The organism is Spirosoma spitsbergense DSM 19989 (assembly GCF_000374085.1).
In the GTDB taxonomy this organism is placed as follows: domain Bacteria; phylum Bacteroidota; class Bacteroidia; order Cytophagales; family Spirosomataceae; genus Spirosoma; species Spirosoma spitsbergense.
This window is the reverse complement of sequence record NZ_KB893411.1, coordinates 69,045-86,282: the sequence shown is the minus strand read 5'-3', so window position 1 is coordinate 86,282 and position 17,238 is coordinate 69,045. Positions and strand designations below refer to the sequence as shown.

The 17,238-nt window shown below is 37.9% G+C and carries 16 protein-coding genes; 6 read left to right on the top strand and 10 right to left on the bottom strand.

Going from position 1 to position 17,238, the window contains the following annotated elements:
* Genes folE2 through B157_RS34430 form a run of 4 tightly spaced genes read right to left on the bottom strand, consistent with a single transcriptional unit; the run spans position 1 to position 2,752 of the window.
* A complete protein-coding gene (folE2, locus tag B157_RS0104825) occupies positions 1-822 on the bottom strand; it encodes a GTP cyclohydrolase FolE2 (RefSeq protein WP_020602248.1) in 822 nt (273 codons plus the stop codon).
* 16 nt (positions 823-838) lie between these two features.
* Positions 839-1,567 carry a radical SAM family protein gene (locus B157_RS0104820; protein ID WP_020602247.1) on the bottom strand — a complete coding sequence of 243 codons (729 nt, stop codon included), beginning with the start codon at positions 1,565-1,567 and terminating at the stop codon, positions 839-841.
* 9 nt (positions 1,568-1,576) lie between these two features.
* Positions 1,577-2,260 carry a 7-cyano-7-deazaguanine synthase QueC gene (gene queC / locus B157_RS0104815; RefSeq protein WP_020602246.1) on the bottom strand — a complete coding sequence of 228 codons (684 nt, stop codon included), beginning with the start codon at positions 2,258-2,260 and terminating at the stop codon, positions 1,577-1,579.
* A 12-nt stretch (positions 2,261-2,272) separates the two neighbouring features.
* Complete coding sequence (locus B157_RS34430; RefSeq protein WP_063881387.1) at positions 2,273-2,752, bottom strand: 6-pyruvoyl trahydropterin synthase family protein; 480 nt, start codon at positions 2,750-2,752, stop codon at positions 2,273-2,275.
* A gap of 307 nt (positions 2,753-3,059) precedes the next feature.
* Here B157_RS34430 and queF point away from each other — a divergent pair, with 307 nt between their 5' ends.
* On the top strand, positions 3,060-3,560 hold the full coding sequence (gene queF / locus B157_RS0104805) for a preQ(1) synthase (RefSeq protein ID WP_020602244.1): 501 nt from the start codon (positions 3,060-3,062) through the stop codon (positions 3,558-3,560).
* Here the strand turns inward: queF and B157_RS40385 are convergent.
* Positions 3,486-4,172, bottom strand: a complete 687-nt coding sequence (locus tag B157_RS40385) for an integrase core domain-containing protein (RefSeq protein WP_084761758.1) — start codon at positions 4,170-4,172, stop codon at positions 3,486-3,488. The genes queF and B157_RS40385 overlap by 75 nt on opposite strands.
* 701 nt (positions 4,173-4,873) lie before the next feature.
* Between B157_RS40385 and B157_RS34425 the strand changes: the two genes are divergently transcribed.
* From B157_RS34425 to B157_RS0104775, 4 genes are all read left to right on the top strand, one after another.
* Positions 4,874-5,251: a helix-turn-helix transcriptional regulator gene (locus tag B157_RS34425; protein WP_020602242.1), complete on the top strand. Its 378-nt coding sequence runs from the start codon at positions 4,874-4,876 to the stop codon at positions 5,249-5,251.
* 216 nt (positions 5,252-5,467) lie between these two features.
* Positions 5,468-6,934 carry a DNA primase family protein gene (locus tag B157_RS34420; protein WP_020602241.1) on the top strand — a complete coding sequence of 489 codons (1,467 nt, stop codon included), beginning with the start codon at positions 5,468-5,470 and terminating at the stop codon, positions 6,932-6,934.
* A 104-nt stretch (positions 6,935-7,038) separates the two neighbouring features.
* Entirely contained in the window at positions 7,039-8,016 is a 978-nt protein-coding gene (locus B157_RS34415) for a DUF6371 domain-containing protein (RefSeq protein WP_169521665.1), read from the top strand.
* A 53-nt stretch (positions 8,017-8,069) separates the two neighbouring features.
* Positions 8,070-8,597 (top strand): hypothetical protein, encoded by a 528-nt coding sequence (locus B157_RS0104775; RefSeq protein ID WP_020602238.1) that lies wholly within the window; start codon positions 8,070-8,072, stop codon positions 8,595-8,597.
* A 133-nt stretch (positions 8,598-8,730) separates the two neighbouring features.
* Here the strand turns inward: B157_RS0104775 and B157_RS0104770 are convergent, their stop codons facing one another.
* Positions 8,731-9,174 carry a hypothetical protein gene (locus tag B157_RS0104770; protein WP_020602237.1) on the bottom strand — a complete coding sequence of 148 codons (444 nt, stop codon included), beginning with the start codon at positions 9,172-9,174 and terminating at the stop codon, positions 8,731-8,733.
* Between the two features lie 692 nt (positions 9,175-9,866).
* On the opposite strand from B157_RS0104770, the gene B157_RS34410 reads away from it, so the two are divergent.
* Complete coding sequence (locus tag B157_RS34410) at positions 9,867-10,775, top strand: ISAs1 family transposase (protein ID WP_169521663.1); 909 nt, start codon at positions 9,867-9,869, stop codon at positions 10,773-10,775.
* A gap of 124 nt (positions 10,776-10,899) precedes the next feature.
* Here B157_RS34410 and B157_RS0104760 read toward each other — a convergent pair whose 3' ends face one another.
* The 4 genes from B157_RS0104760 to B157_RS0104745 all read right to left on the bottom strand — a co-directional run bounded on the left by B157_RS0104760 (position 10,900) and on the right by B157_RS0104745 (position 16,611).
* The gene (locus tag B157_RS0104760; protein WP_020602235.1) at positions 10,900-11,679 is read right to left on the bottom strand and encodes a hypothetical protein; all 780 of its coding nucleotides are present in this window, start codon (positions 11,677-11,679) and stop codon (positions 10,900-10,902) included.
* Between the two features lie 163 nt (positions 11,680-11,842).
* Positions 11,843-12,493 carry a hypothetical protein gene (locus B157_RS0104755; RefSeq protein WP_157618306.1) on the bottom strand — a complete coding sequence of 217 codons (651 nt, stop codon included), beginning with the start codon at positions 12,491-12,493 and terminating at the stop codon, positions 11,843-11,845.
* Between the two features lie 102 nt (positions 12,494-12,595).
* Complete coding sequence (locus B157_RS0104750; protein ID WP_026308497.1) at positions 12,596-13,360, bottom strand: IS5 family transposase; 765 nt, start codon at positions 13,358-13,360, stop codon at positions 12,596-12,598.
* Positions 13,361-13,482: 122 nt separating this feature from the next.
* A complete protein-coding gene (locus B157_RS0104745) occupies positions 13,483-16,611 on the bottom strand; it encodes a sacsin N-terminal ATP-binding-like domain-containing protein (RefSeq protein WP_020602232.1) in 3,129 nt (1,042 codons plus the stop codon).
* Positions 16,612-17,238: the final 627 nt, after the last annotated feature.

Below are 17,238 nucleotides of genomic sequence, written 5' to 3'. Positions count from 1 at the left end.
TTAATTCTTAACAAGGTGATTTTCTCGCTTCCATTGAGTAGAAGCAAAAGCATTATGATTGTGAATGCTTTCGAAATTGGTAACTCGCACTTCAAACCAATCAATACGTTGGTCATTCTTTAACCTGACAGCCACCTCACGGGTAATGTCTTCAACAAAAGCTGGCCGATCATAGGCCTGCATTGTTACAAAACGCTCATCTGGACGCTTTAGTAAAGAATAAAGCGGAGAAGACGCAGAGGACTCTGCTATTTCAATCAATTCTTCTACCCATATAAACGAATTAAAGCCATCTTTCTTGGTCATCCTAACACGGACACTGACAACCCCTCTCTGATTGTGAGCGCCATAATCGCTAATTTCTTTACTGCAAGGGCATAAGCTTGCAACTGGGACATCAACGCCCAAGACGAAATCATCAAATTCGGTAGACGACTCTCCCAGAAAAAAGCATTGGTAATCCATCATCGCTTTATGTTCAGTAACCGGAGCTTTCTTCTCTATGAAGTAGGGAAAGCTCATCTCGATGCGAGCCGATTCTGCCTTTAATCTGAACTTCATCTCATTTAATATAGCTGGCAATGTTCGCACCGTGAACTCATTCCTATGCTGATTAAGCACTTCAATGAAGCGGCTCATATGTGTGCCTTTATAATTATGCGGTAAGCTAACCGACATACTTAGCCGAGCTACGGTATGTTGCACCCCATTAGTTTTATCAAGAACGATTATAGGATATCGCAGATCAGAAACACCAACCTGGTCGAGACCAATCCCTCTTTTATCTACACCACTTTGTATATCTGGTAGCTGATTTGTCATATGTAAAGACGAAACATTATTCTACTTCAAGGATCTTGTGAGTCTGTACAGATACCCTCCATAAGGGGTTTTCTAATACTATATTTACAGCTAGTTGTGTAGCTTCTCGCACATGAGCACCATCCTCAGGCTGCAGCCATAACAAAGGCAGTTGACTACCTTGTACATAATTTGACCGTTGACGCCGGCAAAACTGCGAGAATTGCTCAGGCAAGTAATTAGGCACTATAAGCTTTAACTCGTCGAAGTACTCTAACTTAAGCGCACTTTCTTGAAGTTTCGGGCTACAAACAATCCAATCTGGAGGAATTAGCTTCTGTTGTTTTGAACTCCAACAAGAATCCTGCAAGCTCACTGTACCATTAGTCTCGATAGCTACAAAAAAGCCATTAGAGTGTAATGCTTCTATCAAGTCAGCATTAACTTGTAATAATGGTTCTCCACCGGTAAGCACACAAAAACGGGTATCCTTACCAACTTCCAATATGGCTTGTGCTAACTCAACCGCATCGTATGATTGGCTCCCCTCTTTAGTAAACTCTGTATCACACCATTTTGGACATTCTGCTTTATTCCGCTGAGAATCCCGTTCACGAGTGCCTTCATAGCCAGACCATAGGTTACATCCTACCATGCGTATAAAAACAGCAGGTCTACCAGCAAATAGTCCTTCCCCTTGTAAGGTTTTCCAAATTGCTTTAATTTGAAATGCACGCTTTTCAAGCTTTCTCTCTTCTAAAACCATTTAGCATAATTAGTTTAACCAACCATTCAGTTTGGCTTCTTCATAACCTTTAGCCCTGAGGATAGAGGCAGGGTTGTCTAATTTACCATAGCCCCATTCATTATACGTAGTGCGATCTCCATTGTAATCAGTATGAGAGTAGTCTCGTACAACTTCAAGTACACCTAAGTCATTGGCCATCTTCCACGTCTCAGCTTTAGTAAGGTACATCAAAGGAGTGTGAATGCGTATATCTTTATCAAGAGCTAGCGACATAGTAGTTTGAAGCGAGTCGATAAATACTCGTCGGCAATCGGGATAACCAGAATAGTCTGTTTGGCACATCCCCCCTACTAAATCCGATATATTTTTAGTAAAGGCATAGCTAGCAGCTATTGTCAAAAAAACGGCATTCCTCCCTGGAACGAAAGATGCAGGTAAGTTTGGACTTAACTCATGTTGAGCTGAAACATCTTTGTCGTGCTCCGTTAAGGCCGAGCCAGCAAGCATTCCACTAATATCAATTATTTTCAAAGGAACACCTGCCTGATCAGCAATTGACTTTGCTTGCAAGAGCTCTACTTCATGCTTTTGGCCGTAACGAAAGCCTAATGCCTCTACTTTCTTGAAATATTTTTGAGCCCAGTAAAGGCAGGTAGTTGAATCCTGTCCACCAGAGAAAAGGACCAATGCAGAGCTTAACTTATCTACCATAACTTCTGGGTTTTAGGATTTTACAACTTCAGGATTTTCAAACTCTTTCTTTTTCAACCTTAATGCTAAAACAGTTACCTCATGTTCAGCATAACATGTCTCAGTCTCCTGCAACCTTACGTTGATGGAGCTCACCTTATGTTGCTCTAATAAGTCAAGTGCCTGAGCAGCTAAGAAATTGACAATAAATTCGCAGAGGTTTTCGGAAGTAGTATCAAAGGGTAATATGAAGTGCTTTGACTTTAATATACTAATGGCTTGAAGTAATTCATGATCGGAATCGGCGACTAACACAGCATGATCCCATGCATTGATTAAAGGACTAAGTACTTTCTTAATGTCCTTAAAATCTATCAACATACCTTGGCCGTCAGCTTCACCTTTTAACTCCACCCACATCTGATAAGAGTGACCGTGTAAATTTTGGCATCCTCCTGTATGCCAAGGAAGACGGTGAGCACCTTCCCAACGAAATCTTTTTGCTACTTTCATACTGTCGAAATGAGTTTAATTATTTGAACCGATTCGCATTAAGATAATGTCAAAGCGCGATTCTTACTTAATCAGTTCAAGGTCAGCTGCTTTCTCTTTAGAGAATAGGTAAACTTCTGTTTGTCAGAAGTTTACAAAAAATTATATTTACTTTATTTATATGTAGATGGTATCCGACAAACGAGCCAACAAGCCTGCAAGATACCCAAATTTTATCTATAGGAAGATACCTTTACATAGTTCAAGATATAAAAAATGGACTACCATTATGTTACATTTGTTATGAAACAACCATTTTTGAAAGGCCATGAGCCATTTAGAAGAGATAGAGATAAAGGAGCAGTTGGAAATCACCTACAAGCAGGCGTTGAACCACACTAGCAGCGCACTTGATTACATGGCTAAGTTCGGTATAAAGCCAGAAGGGAAGTTTGGTTTATTCTTGCCACCAGAGACTCGTCAAAACGAAATCCACCGCTTGCCATATACCCATTCTGCTAAGCAAGTAGTGATTTATGAAACAGAAACAGGTGAATTTTCAGCACTATGCCCTTTCTCAGGTTTGCCAGACTTTGGAGTACTTCGTATTGAATATGTTCCGGGCCCGTATATACTTGAACTAAAAAGCCTTAAGTACTACATTCTTTCTTGGCGTAATATCGGTGCAGCACAAGAGGACATAACAGCATACATCTTTGAAGATCTACTAAATATCCTTAAAGATCCTTCTTACTTAATTGTTACAACAAAATATAATGTCCGAGGTGGCATTGTAACTACTTGTACCATAGACAGTAGAGCTCAGTAAAGTATTTAAGCCTATTGTATAAGCATTGGTGTACGTCGTCAACCAAAAGTGGACAGATGCGGGTGAAAAGAGAAGAGACGGTTTTACCCACTTTGGACGCGCTGAAAAATATGACCACAGCGGTGGGCCGCTTTTCCGTCGTTTCAGCATTGACAATCGCTTGATTTTTTGCCGTTCGAATAAGATCTGATCTTGACGGCCCCAGTAGGCATCGGCTGGTCGTACGTTTTCTAGTGATTCATGGTATCGCTGATGATTATAGTAGTCTACCCATTCCGTCAGACGACTGATCAGTTCATCGGGGCTGTAATAGTGTTCGAGTAATAACACGTTTTTCATCGACCGATGATACCGCTCAATTTTGCCTTGGGTCATGGGGTGAAACGGAGCACAGCGAACATGCTCCATGCTTTCCCCTTTCAAATACTCCTTCAGATACCGGGACACATAGGCTGACCCATTGTCGGACAAAATACGAGGTCGCTGGCCGGCCTTCAAACTACTAGCATGCAAAGCGGCTTGCACCGTTCGCTCCACATCGACCGCTTGCATGCCTGGACACAGTTCCCACGCCAGGATGTAACGCGACCGGGCCGCCGAAGCGGTAGTCATCCAACACCGTCGAGAGATAATACCAGCCCCAGTGCTTGATCTTGAAGTAGCCGGCCCGCCGGTGCGGTAAAATCGGTCTGCCAGAGTTGATTCGGTGCCGTGGTCGGATTATAAAAATGGTCGGCCGCTTCCATCAACCGATAGGCAGGGGTTGTAATCAGCCCTCGGCTCTTTAGAATCCGGTAGACCGTGGACTCAGCTCAGTGAACGCAGTGGCAGATTGGTCAGAACTTTTGTGGCTTTGCCGCCATTTGGTGATCCGACTCGAATCGATACCGAGTTCACAGACGGCTTCCTGCACGGAGCCTTTTGAGTGGGACAACTCGACAGCCATTCATTTGAATGCTTGGTCAAACACACGTCTTTTTTTCATGGATCCTTTCGGGTTTGTTCCCAAATCTGCCCAAAAATTGTCTCCAGTCAAATGTAGCAAGTCCAGAAGGCCCTGCTCGCTATCGTAAACATAAGATACAAATATTACCAACTTACGCACCGATCAATGATGTAATATACCAAATTTCAGACTATTTTATAAATAGAAAATGCTTAAACATAATTTTTCAATATAAGTTCAATTTTAGTTAAAAATAATAGCTATATGAGTGTTTTCCTATATAGCTATTATTTTGGCCAGTTGAGGCTATAATTTTTGGTGATCATTTTTTTTGATGTTTGTTTTGTGGAAATAAAAGACAGAAAAAATGAGTCAAATTATCTTAAGCGGGATGGAGCTTAAAGAGTTTCTCAGCTCAATTCGAGAGATTTTTCAGGAAGAAATCTCTAATTGTAAAACCGTATCGTTACCGAAAAATACCTCAATTAATTCTATCGGAGGTATTGAATTAGCTCAGCGTATAACTGGACTTGCCCGGTCAACAATTTATAATTTAGTCAGTCAGCACAAAATTCCCTTTTGTAAACCGAAAAACTCAGGTAAACTTTACTTTGTCGAATCAGATCTTCGTGCTTGGATTCAAGAAGGACGCCGTCAAACTACGGATGAGGTTGCTCAAGAAGTGCAAACATTTTTGGCTAATTCAACAAAATTTGATATTCGTAGAAATAAAAGTCAAGGATAATGTCAAAAAATTCTAGCCGCGTACTTGTAATTCTTTATCATTAATTTGACTATGTAAGGGAATCAGCCTGACTGGATTAGATATACAGGTTTCCCTAATCATTTTACTAAGCAGGTCATTCGACCTTTTCGAGATATGTCTAGCCTGAGAAGCTCTCGAAATTCTCAGGCGGCACTAGTACTATATTATATCTCTTTATAACTAAACTTTTTTTGTATGAATAAAAATCAAGCTCCGTTAAGCGTGAGCTATAAGGAAATCTATGCTCATGCCACTGAGTTAAGCAAGCCCGTTAACTTATCCTTTGAACACCCCGTTGTTACGGAGCAACTTTTAAATGCGATCCAGCCAGTTGACTTCCGAAGACTGGCTAGTTTAGAGGATAAAGAAAAGACTTCATTGGTGGTACTTTATGTACTAGTTATTGATCAGGTCGCTAAACTTGCTCAACAACACAATTGGGGGTTATGCCAACATGATGGCTATGCTTACTTATACAATGGTCAGTATTGGCTTCGGTGGAGCAGAGATGAGTTACGGCAATTCTTATGCAGAGCAGCCTCCAAACTTGGGGTGGACGATATACGCAGTAAAGACCATATGTTTGTTGACCACCTCTACAAACAGTTTATTGTCTCTTCGCCACTACCGGCACCAGCAACTTCTGTTGGAACTACACTAATAAATTTGCTAAATGGAACCTTGGAAATCAATAATGGGAAAGTCCGAAAAAGGGGTCATGAGGCAAATGATTTTCAAACTTATCTATTGTCCTTCGATTATGACCCGCAAGCTGATTGCCCTCGTTTTAAACAGTTTCTTCAGGAAGTTCTGCCGGATGAAGACCTTCAGAAAGTACTCGCTGAATTTATAGGGTGGGTTTTTATGCCCACCACATTGCTGAAGCTAGAAAAGTGCCTGATTCTTCATGGAACTGGTGCAAATGGAAAGTCCGTCTTCTTCGATATTATTTTCGCGCTACTTGGTTCCAATAATATTACCTGTATCTCTCTACGTAATTTGTGTGATTCTGTTGGGCAATACCGTGCTCGGCTTTCAGGTAAGCTTTTGAATTATTCTACCGAATTAAGTGCGGGCCTAGAAACCGACTTATTCAAACAACTTGCGTCAGGAGAGCCCATTGAAGCCAGGCAATTGTACAAGGAACCTTATACGGTAAGCAATTACGCTCGCTTGATGTTCAATACAAATGAGCTGCCCAAGCAGGTTGAACAGTCGGAAGGCTATTATCGTCGGTTCATTATTATTCCGTTTCTGGTCACTATTCCTGAAGATGAACAGGACAAACAACTTGCTCAAAACATCATTGCTCAAGAATTACCGGGAATATTAAACTGGGTACTTGAGGGGGCACAGCGCTTATTAGCCCAAAAAAGGTTCACGGTTTCGGAATCTGTCAATCTTCAAACAGAACAGTTCCGACGAGATTCTGATAGTACTGCCCTTTTCTTACAGGAAGAAGGTTACACACAGGATCCACATGAACACCTTACAGTCAAGGAACTGTACATTCATTACGAGCAGTATTGCCATGAGTGCCGGAATAAGCCGGTTTCTAGGAACAACTTTTTCAAACGTTTAGAAGCTCAGGGTGTACGTTTCAAGCGTACCAGTAAGGGCCAAGAAGCCTTTTTGAAAAAACCAGTGACTGCTGAAAGTTAATCTTCCATTCTCCTTCAAACAAATTCTGTCTGTACCACTTTCGTCATTCACATTTAACCGCTCTATAGCATTGTTTAATGACAAAAATGTTAATAGTGACGAAAGTGACGCAGCAAAAAAAACTTTTTATGGTAGACTCAAATTATCGTTTCCAACTAAACTCTAAACGTGGGAAATTCACCTGCCCGGAGTGTGGGGCCAATTATCGGTATTCACGATTTGAAGATAACAAAACAGGTGAATTATTACCAGAAGAATACGGACGATGTGATCGAGAAAATAGTTGTGGCTACTTTCTTTCTCCATATCATGAAGATGAGGAAGGGAAAAAATATGTCGATCAAACTCGGCTTCATGAATATCAATCAAGCATTAAATACTCAGACGATTCAACACTCAAATCTAATCTCACGATGAATAATGCATTTAGTACTGTACCTGAAGAATTATTTGATACTACTTTTTCTTCATATGAAAACAACGCCCTTTTAAACTTCTTTCAAAACAAGTTGAGTAAAGACAGAATGCTCAAATTACGGCAGCAGTACTTAATTGGCACTATGTCTAATGGAGATGCTGTTTTCTATCAAATTGACAAACAGGGTCAAATACGAGGGGGTAAAATAATTGGATACAGTGAACAGACAGGTAGACGTATAAAGGTCAATGGAAGTAATCCAGCGATTAATTGGGTTCATTCCATCTGGAGCTTGAAGGATTTCAATTTGAAACAATGCTTTTTTGGCGAACACCTGTTAGGAGAATACCCAGATAAACCCGTTTCAGTGGTTGAAAGTGAAAAAACGGCTTTGATAGCTAGTGTATACCTGCCACAATTCATCTGGCTAGCCAGTGGAGGTAGCAAAGGATTAACAGATGAAAAATGTCAGGTTTTGAAAAATCGTCATGTTGTGTTATGGCCTGATCTTTCACCTGATGGCAGCACTTTTGCACAGTGGAATTTGATAGCGAAAAGGTTTAATTTCATGGTCTCTGATTTGCTGGAGCAGGAAGCAATACTAGAAGCTCATGAACAGGGTTTAGATGTAGCTGATTATTTGTTAAATTACGAGCCATTTTGATTTCATTTCTATTTAAATTTGGGTGTCTTCCTTTTCATCTTTTATAAGCTAGCATGAAGAATATTTTATATATTAAGAGTATATTTGATCTTTCTTTATTCTTAATACATAAAATATTCTTTTTAATTAACAGAATGAATAGAATGAGTAAATGTCAAAAGGAAAAGATATCTAATGCTCTCATTATCCTAAATGAATTGAGAATTTCACAGCAAGAAAAAATTCATTTTACTACGTTAAAGCAAAAACCATATACATATAATGACTCTACTAATTATGGGCTAACGAAATGCATTACGGACTATATTAATATGTCAGGTGGATTAGCTGTGTCTATAAATTCAACAAATCGTTATCGTTCTTATGTAGGATGGACAGATAAAAATATTCGACTTGAGTTAGGCGATATCGTGGCCATTTTCAATGAAAAATTCATTCATATAGAAATAAGAAAAAAAGATAATTATCAAAAATTGGTTAGAACTAAAGTTATAGAAGAGATAAATAAAGCAGGAAGCTTTTACTTCAATGCTTATAGTTTTCAAAGTTTTCATGATTGGTTCTTCTTAAATTTAATTTAACAACCAAAAACTAATACCTTTTATATAATTCTTAAAATTGTATCTTACGTAAAAGAAAGATACTTCCTATAATGACACATCCTCATTGTATTTTATAAAAAATGTTGTATTCAAGGCCGTCACTTTCGTCATTCTATAATGGAAATTGAGTTCCTATTATGCTTAAATCAACCATGACTTTTTCAATAGGTTTTCCGTTTTTCTCTGCGGCATAAAACTCTACACTCTTAGAGTTTTTATTAACTAAATATTGAATAAGTAGCTTTTCGGGTTTACTATCAGATCTATTAGTTTTCATGTCTATTTGAACCATAATAATTTCCGGCCTGTCCACAAAATCTTTAGGCTTAAATGATTTCCAAGATATCTCTCCTTTTACTCCTATTAATCTAGTAAATGCCTCCTCTAAGGTTAAATCAACGCCGGTTACCCTGTAAGGCTTATAAGCTTTAACTATATTTACTTCACTATTATTTGTTTTTACAAAATCCTTAATGTAATTAAGTACTTTATTACAAGAAGATGGGAGTATGCCCATAGACACATAAAGTAAGGTAAAGTAGAGGTGATGTCTCATAATTTTTCAATTTAATCTTGAATCCGCGAAGCGAAAGTTAGTACAAACAAGATTTAAATATGTGGGTAAACAGAACATAGTCATTCCTTTAGAAATTATATTATTTTTCTATCTTCAATTTAGATTTCTGTAAATAATCTCTCTTTAGATTCCCTTCTCTATCAATAATATCTACTTTATTAAAGCATTTCGTTTCTTTTAAAGAACTGAAAGATGTTCCTTTCATAACACGACCAATAACTTTAGATTTAAGACTGGGATCACTAAAGATATTAATAATATCTTCGCTTTTCTAAGCAAGATTGCTATTTTCAATTAGTCTTCTCGAAGAACTACTATTTTTATAAGTAAACCATAATAAAAAACAGAATACAGGTATAATTAACGACTTTAATGTACTGTTGAATGAAAATCTCAAGTGTTCTTTTTGGTAATCGTTTACCTCAGTATACAGGACTTTCTTATAAAAACGGCAAGGAGCAGGTAGCCTTACCTTTGTGGTTGCTTAGACTACAAAACCATTACCGCTACTCCTTGCAGGGCTAAAACTACAGCTTTTTACCAGCTTCTTCATCAAACGCCTGCACTAAACAACCGCGACAATCGAGGTAAAAAACATCCTATCGCCTTGATATTGTCCGGTTTGACCTGCGCTTTGTGCTGTGGGCGAGATGGCTCACTATCCCAACTGCATGGCACCAGCCACCCGGCGCCATATGGTCCATCATTTTTCCCTGCTTTGCCAAGCTACAGTCTCTACCCAGCCCACGGCCGTTTCACGGGCACAACTACCACTGGTGCTGGTCAAAGTAGACTCAGTACTCTTTGCCAACTTACTTTTTGAGTGGTTTGGCCTTGATCTGCCTGCCCTGGAAGGGGTTTGGTTAGCCGTCGACGGCAAAGACCTCCGAGGTAGTATTAGAAGTGGCCAGACCCGTGGTGAGGCCTGCGTATCGGTGGTAGTCCAGACGAGCGAAGCCGTTGTGGCCCAAGCCTATTACAGTGGAAAGAAAGAGAGTGAAAAACTCGTCGTCCGGCAGTTGTTGACTGATAAGGGCTTAACCAGTCAGCATCTCAGCCTGGACGCTCTTCACCTTAGCCCATTGACTATTAACGCTATTCATGCATCATCAGGTGGTTATCTGGTAGGCCTCAAAGCCAATCAGGCCATGCTGTATCGTCACTGTATCTGCCTTTGTCTTGTTGATATACCGATCTGCGAAACTACATCGGACTGGGAGCGAGGACATGGCCGACTGGAACAGAGGCAGTATAAGGGCTTCAGTTTAGCCAAGGCTAGTTTTGCCCCACGCTGGCGGGCGGCAGGCTTTCAAACGCTGATTTGGGTCAAGCGAAGTCGACAGGCCTTAGCAGGTGGGGCGATTACCGAAGAGATCAGTTATTATTTGAGTAATGTAGCCGTGCTTACGGCGGCCTACGGAGCGGAATTATTCGGGGCTATCCGAGGTCATTGGCGGGTGGAGACGATGCATTACCGACGGGATGTAGTTTTGTCTGAAGATGTGCTTCGAAGTGGGAAAAGTGGAGTAAATCGTCTGGTCAGCAGTCTTAGGACATTGACGATGAACCTACTACATTGATTAAAGCCTAAGAACATGGCCGCTCAACTAGACGATTTTGCCGACGATGTTTCGTCACTTCTCCAGTTCATGAAGCTCGAAGCTGTTTTATAAGAAAACCCTGCAAAAGGTAGATAATACAATTCTATGATTTGACGACTAAGTACTTGCTCATCAACATATCTTTGACTCTATCCAGATATTGACTTATATCATTCATCGTATTGACATGGACATTGCTCTTTGCTAACTTCCATTCATTTGTTGCCTGAATAATTATAGCATCCAATTCTTTCTTCACCACCACTACCTGATATAATAAGATTTGGTCACACACCTGTTTATTATCCCTTGAATACTCCATTAAGAAATTTTGATGGACAGAATCAATGTTCATCAAATCGGCAAAAGTTGGTTGATACCCCCCAATGCGGTCATAGATTACATTGAGAACCTCTCGGAGTGGTAAAGTATAATCTGTATTGTAAGCATCTATACTCTGGAACACCTCTTGCATTTTATCAAAGTAAATAGTTCTGCTTTGCTCACTGAACTTCTGTCTGGCTTTCATATAAAATATGAGACTCACACGTTTTCGATCATAATTTTCAGTCTCACTATTTAATATTTGACTGTTGCTAGAATTAGGGTTCCTCATCCAGTTGCGAGCATAGTTACAGACAACTGGTCCAAGAACATAAACTGCAAACTCACTTACATCATAATTATCAACATATCTAAAACCATCAAAAGGCCAAAATTCACTACCATCTCCATCAGCCATCAGCCACATAATTAAATTAACAAAGGCCCATAAAATATATGCGCCTACTACTTTACGATAAGATATTCCACCATCATTGGGCACTAATTTGAAGATGAAATAGCCGAGTGAAAATAGAGATAGTAACCAGATATAATTCATACAAAAAAAGTATTTATTGAGTTGACAAGGGTTCGTGGATGATGGAAATTAAATATGATAGAATCTAAAATGGTATGTAATGCTTGATTGTGTTTGAAACTGTAGTAGGCGATGATATCCTAAAAAACGTGTTCCAATGCCTCAAAAAGACAAATGATGTGATTTATTTATATACGCTCATTGTGTTCAAGTAATTCTCTGGCAGGTCTGAATGGAGAGTAGGTGTATTAGGCTCAAATATTAATCGTCTATCTTTCATATCGGAGCTTTTCCATTCTAGTTTGCCATTCTTATAAATTCCCGACAAGTCTTTTATAGGTTGTAAGCAAAAGTATGTGTTTTGCAAGTCAATACTTTCAACTTTATACATAATAGCTTGCCATAGCTTAAGGTGATTATCTACAAAAATTGGCTCAAGAGCAATATTTACACCTGTAATATCGCTGGCAACACTAGGATACATTAATCCACTGAACAATTCTTTTTCTTCTCCTAAGGTAGCATTTTTAGTGAAAGCCTGATAGAGTGCCGTTGCGAGCTTATAATACTGCTCACAGGAATTGTCAACAACTTGAGTAAACCAGTTAGCAAAACACTGATCGATAGATTTCGTCTCGAGATTAATATCTTCCTTGTAATGCATGTCATCTGCTAATATGCTAGTTAGCGAATTTGATGACTCCCGGTGATTGAGTGAAGATACAACCTGCTCCACACCGATTACAGGAATTGTTAATTTGATTTTGTCTAAATGTGGATGCCTGTATTGTCCTAATACTAAGTAATCGCCCATATTTGGTCTTACTTCAAACATGGGTATAACATTCTCGTCTCCACAATAGAAGACAGCCTCACTAGGTCCATTACATCAACCCCAGTTAAGTTTAGAGCGTGTTTGGTAATTATCTTTTGTCGGTCAAGGAATTCGTTGCAGCATAATCTGAATATTAGCTAAATAAAGCCAGTTTACCGAAGATGATACTGTATACTCGTAGTCTTTGATAATCCGGCGAAAGAAATTAGTCCAGGCAATACTCCGTTCGACGACCCACCGCTTGGCTACTGGCACAAAGCCTAAACTTGATTCAGGTCGTGCTGCCTTCTCAAAGTCGATACTCCATCGAGCTAATTCTTCGGCAAACACACCATTGTAAGCTTGATCACCATAAAGCTTCTCCAACCTCTCACCAACTCGCCACATAATGCTGCTCACCATGGTGCAACCAGTGGGACCGTCCGCTTCATTAGCCGCGTGTACATGAGCGACCCAAAGGCGGCCCTCAGTATCAACGACGAACTGTCGTTTGCGGCCATTGACTCGTTTGTTAGGGTCAAGACCGCGCTCCTCATTAATCATTGGACTTAGCTTAACGCTTTGGAAGTCAATGCATATCAATGAAGGTTTACCCATTCTGCCTACTCGTTTGCGGTCCATTTCATTAAGCGTTGCGTTGATTCTCTCAAAGAGATCATCTGTTTTCCAACGGTCGAAATAGTAGTAAACCGCTTGCCAATGTGGCCATGCATCAGGCAGATTCCGCCACTGGCAACCAGTTCGTAGGAGCCAGAGAATGCAGTTGATAATCTGAGGCAAATCGTGTTTACGCTTTCGTTTTAGGTCAAAGAAAGGCGAAATTGCGGCCCATTGAGGGTCGGTCAGTGACTTCCACTGTTTAGTGATGACTCTGTAGTTTGGCGACCACAAAGTTGGCACGACTCTCAACCTTTCTCAATTCCCCAACACGTTATTAGCGCTTAGTTTACTTGTCTATTTTATGAGAAAGCCCTGCTAGATATGATTATCTAATTAAAAATTCTATCGTATATAATTACTCTTCTTTTATTCACCCAATCTAGAAGAGTACCTATAGAAATTTGACTTACTTCATCACCACCTTCATGAATCCATAATTGAGTTTCCGGTATATCCAGCGCTTGATATTCTTCTTTGTAATAAAAATAAATCATACCATTGATAGCAGGCCGAATAACTAAGAAAATTTTCTTAGTCTTATATTTTACACCATCAATAACAGTATCTTGTATAGGGTTCCAGGTAGTTATATCATAATCTGGCTCCTTGCTTAAGCGCAACCAAACGGCTTTTTTTGCTTCTTCAATAATCTGCTTAACAAACTCAAGACGTTCTAAACCTGATTGCATACTAATAGTATATTCGTTAGAGGTATCAGTATCTTTTAAAAATTCTCTCAACCTTTCTTCTGATCCAATTCCTAATGTACTTAAAATATCGTCGACCGATAGAACACTAGGTTTAATTGAAGATGATTCTTTTTCTAAGTTTTCTTTTGCTTGTCTAGATGCTAAAAGTATAGCTTTTAATTCTGACAAGTTCGAAATATTTTCTTCTTTGAAAAAATTCTCTAGTTCTTGGTTTTGGCGAACCATTCTAACTATATCGTCATCGCTTATAAGTTTATGGCGATTTATATAAAGATCACCAAATATTGTTTCAGCAAGTGTGGCATTGCTTGAAAACCAACTATAAAGATTTTGAAATGCCTGCTTTGTAAATAATGAGCGATTTATTTCTGTAAGTAAGGGTTTTACACGCTCAATAATTTCTTTAGCTAAATCTATAGAATGCCTTACTCGGTTGTCGGGTAATTCCAAATATATGGATTTATCTAATAATGAATCGCGTGAATCGTATCCTAATTCTATACAAATATTTTTTAAAATTTCGTCAATACCTCCATCGTCTAAAAATAGATCATCTTTAATTTTAAAAACTCCATTTTGGTTTGGCAATATAGGATTTTTCTTTAGGTTCAATTGACTATCTAAATCGCTTTCCAATAAAAATTTAATGAAGCTATTTAGCCATTTAATCGTATTATCAATCAGCAACAAATTATATAAGTTTTCAACGTTCCTCTGGGCCGATATAGTCGCAATAATCTGCTTTATAACAAATTTATCTCCTATTTCCCAGATAGTTTTATTCCAGTTAGTAATTAGTTTTTTTTCAGGTATATTATCTTTCAGTAAATCTTTAGAAAATTGGTATAATTGATTGCGCTCTTTCGGAAAACCTGGATCGTTTGAGAAACAACTTATTAAAATATAAGCAGCATCTAAAGCATTAGTAGTTTTATCATTAGTTAATGTAGTATTTATTTCATCAATGACGTTTTGCTGACTCTTGACTCCGTTTACTATTCCCTCTGGTAATATTATTAAACTATTTAATAAAAAGTCATTCCAATCCTTGTTAAGAACCTTAAGAATATTTTTTAACTCAAAATCAATATCTAGATCTATTCGCAGATCTAAAGTTTTAATAAATGTTCCATTTTGATTCGGTATAAATTTATATTTATTAAATATATTATCACTGTTATATTGATATATTAAAGCATAAACTTTATTAAGCCATAAGCATGTTTCCTCAATTGATTTTGAAAACTCGATGCTAAGTTTTTCAATATTATTCCTTGAACCAATGCTGTTGGCTATGACCTCCAGGGAAAATTTAAAATAATCTTCCCAAGGTTTATTAATTGTGTACCACTTATCTATATCTTTTTTTGCAGGAATCTTGTTTGGAAACCACTCACTTGTTATTTCTCCTATTCTTTCTCTACAGTCTTCAATATCTGAATAAGGAAAGTAAATACCAAAATGCTCTGAACCTGATCCCAAGCTATTTATTTTTATCGATAAATTATCCCCGGTTGTAGTAGTTACGATAGGTTTGTATATAAGTACCTGTCTTAATTTCTCAAAAACATGCTCTTTATACCATTTGATTGATAACCATTCTTTCTCTTTTGGTTCAAAGAATTGAGCAAGGCAATATAAATTCTGCCATTTATTTTGTACTGCGAATTCTAGTAAATTTGAATAAAGTAAAACTGCCTCTGTAAGTATTAACTTATTCTGTTCTATATCAGGGTCTTCATTATCGGTTAATTCTATTCCATCTCTGGGTTCAGTAGGGCTGAAATTGCGATTTTGAATAACAGTTGGAAAATAAAAATTTTCTGATCCAATCAAAGGGAAATCACAAAATAACCTAGGCAACATTTCATCAAATTCCTTTAAGTATATTTCATCATCTTTATAATAAATTTCAATTGCGATTATTGTAAACTCAGAAGTTAATGTTGCTATTCTTACATCTTCTTGCCTATCAGCATAAGTTTTTCTAATAGTAATAATACGTATTGGACCTTTAAATTCTTCAGCTTCTGAAACAACTTCATAAATCACATCTTTACTTGTAATTTTTACGGATTTTATCTTCGGCTGAAAAGCAAGTGTAAAAGGAAGAGATGCTCCTAAATCATTTATACCAGAATTTGCAACTTCTATACCTTTTCCTTCTAAAATGTAAGTAAATGCTGTATTTAAATTTTCCTGGTTATATTCATTGAAGGTTGGCTGCGAATCTAAATTGTCTAAAAGTTTTATTGCATTATTAACACTAGTACTAATCTCTTCAATACTTCGACCTGATCTATCTAGTAATAAATTGAATTTTTGTATGGGCAATCCATTCTCATTTATTACACCATCTATTATAACTTTTTCTGATAATAAATGAGTTGAAAGAAAACCTGTTCCAAATTTACCCGTAGTTTGAATAGCATTATCCGTTATATTTCTATCCTTCGTGGAAACCTGTTCAATTAAAAAAGTTATGTTATCTAATGAAAAAGGTCGACCATTATGGCTAAATTTTAATTCGGATTGTTCTTCATTTACAACATAATCAATCAAAATATCAACTTGTTTGTTTGTAAATGAAACGTCCTTTGCATTCTGAATTAATTCCCAAATCCATCTACGTCTACTGCTATCGGTAGCAAACTTTCTAAGTTTACCTAGGGAGTCAAGAATTTTTGTAGCTGTAGTATGTTCGTAAGCTTTATTCCTAGACTCTTTTATTTTATCACTGTAATTCATCACTGCTACATTTTTAATTAAGAGCCAAATCCAATATTTATCTTGTCATCATTACATTATACTCACATACAGGGCTTTCTTATAAAAAATGAACAACCCTTACAAGTACACAAAATATTCTATAAAACATCTTTACGCTCGCCCATTCTAACTGTTTGACAGGGCTTTCTTATAAAAAATCTCTTAGCCAAATTCGGCCACTTTAGGCCAGTTATTGGGCATCAACAATCCAATGTAGTCCTGTTTGGCAACAAGTTTAATCCATAAGGTGGATAAATCTAAAATATTTAACGCAAGTTTAATGCTTATTTCGTATACTTAAGAGCCCTCGTGAGTTTTTATAAGAAAGCCCTGAACTGTTTGATAAGTCAAATGGCTTGTTAAGCGTAACTAAAATCAGTGATTAGGTGCTGCCTCCCTGTCTACGATGGTTGGTTTTGATCTAAACGATTTTTATAAGAAAGCCCTTTTGACACACTTTACTGAACACTCTCACGGACGTGGTTGTTGCACAACTGGAACAGTCTTGGTTTACAAGTACAATGCCTTCTGTTCTGACTCGCTTCATTAAAAACAGATTACACTTATAAAACCCATTTCGGTAGTAGTAACTGGCCTATACAGGTT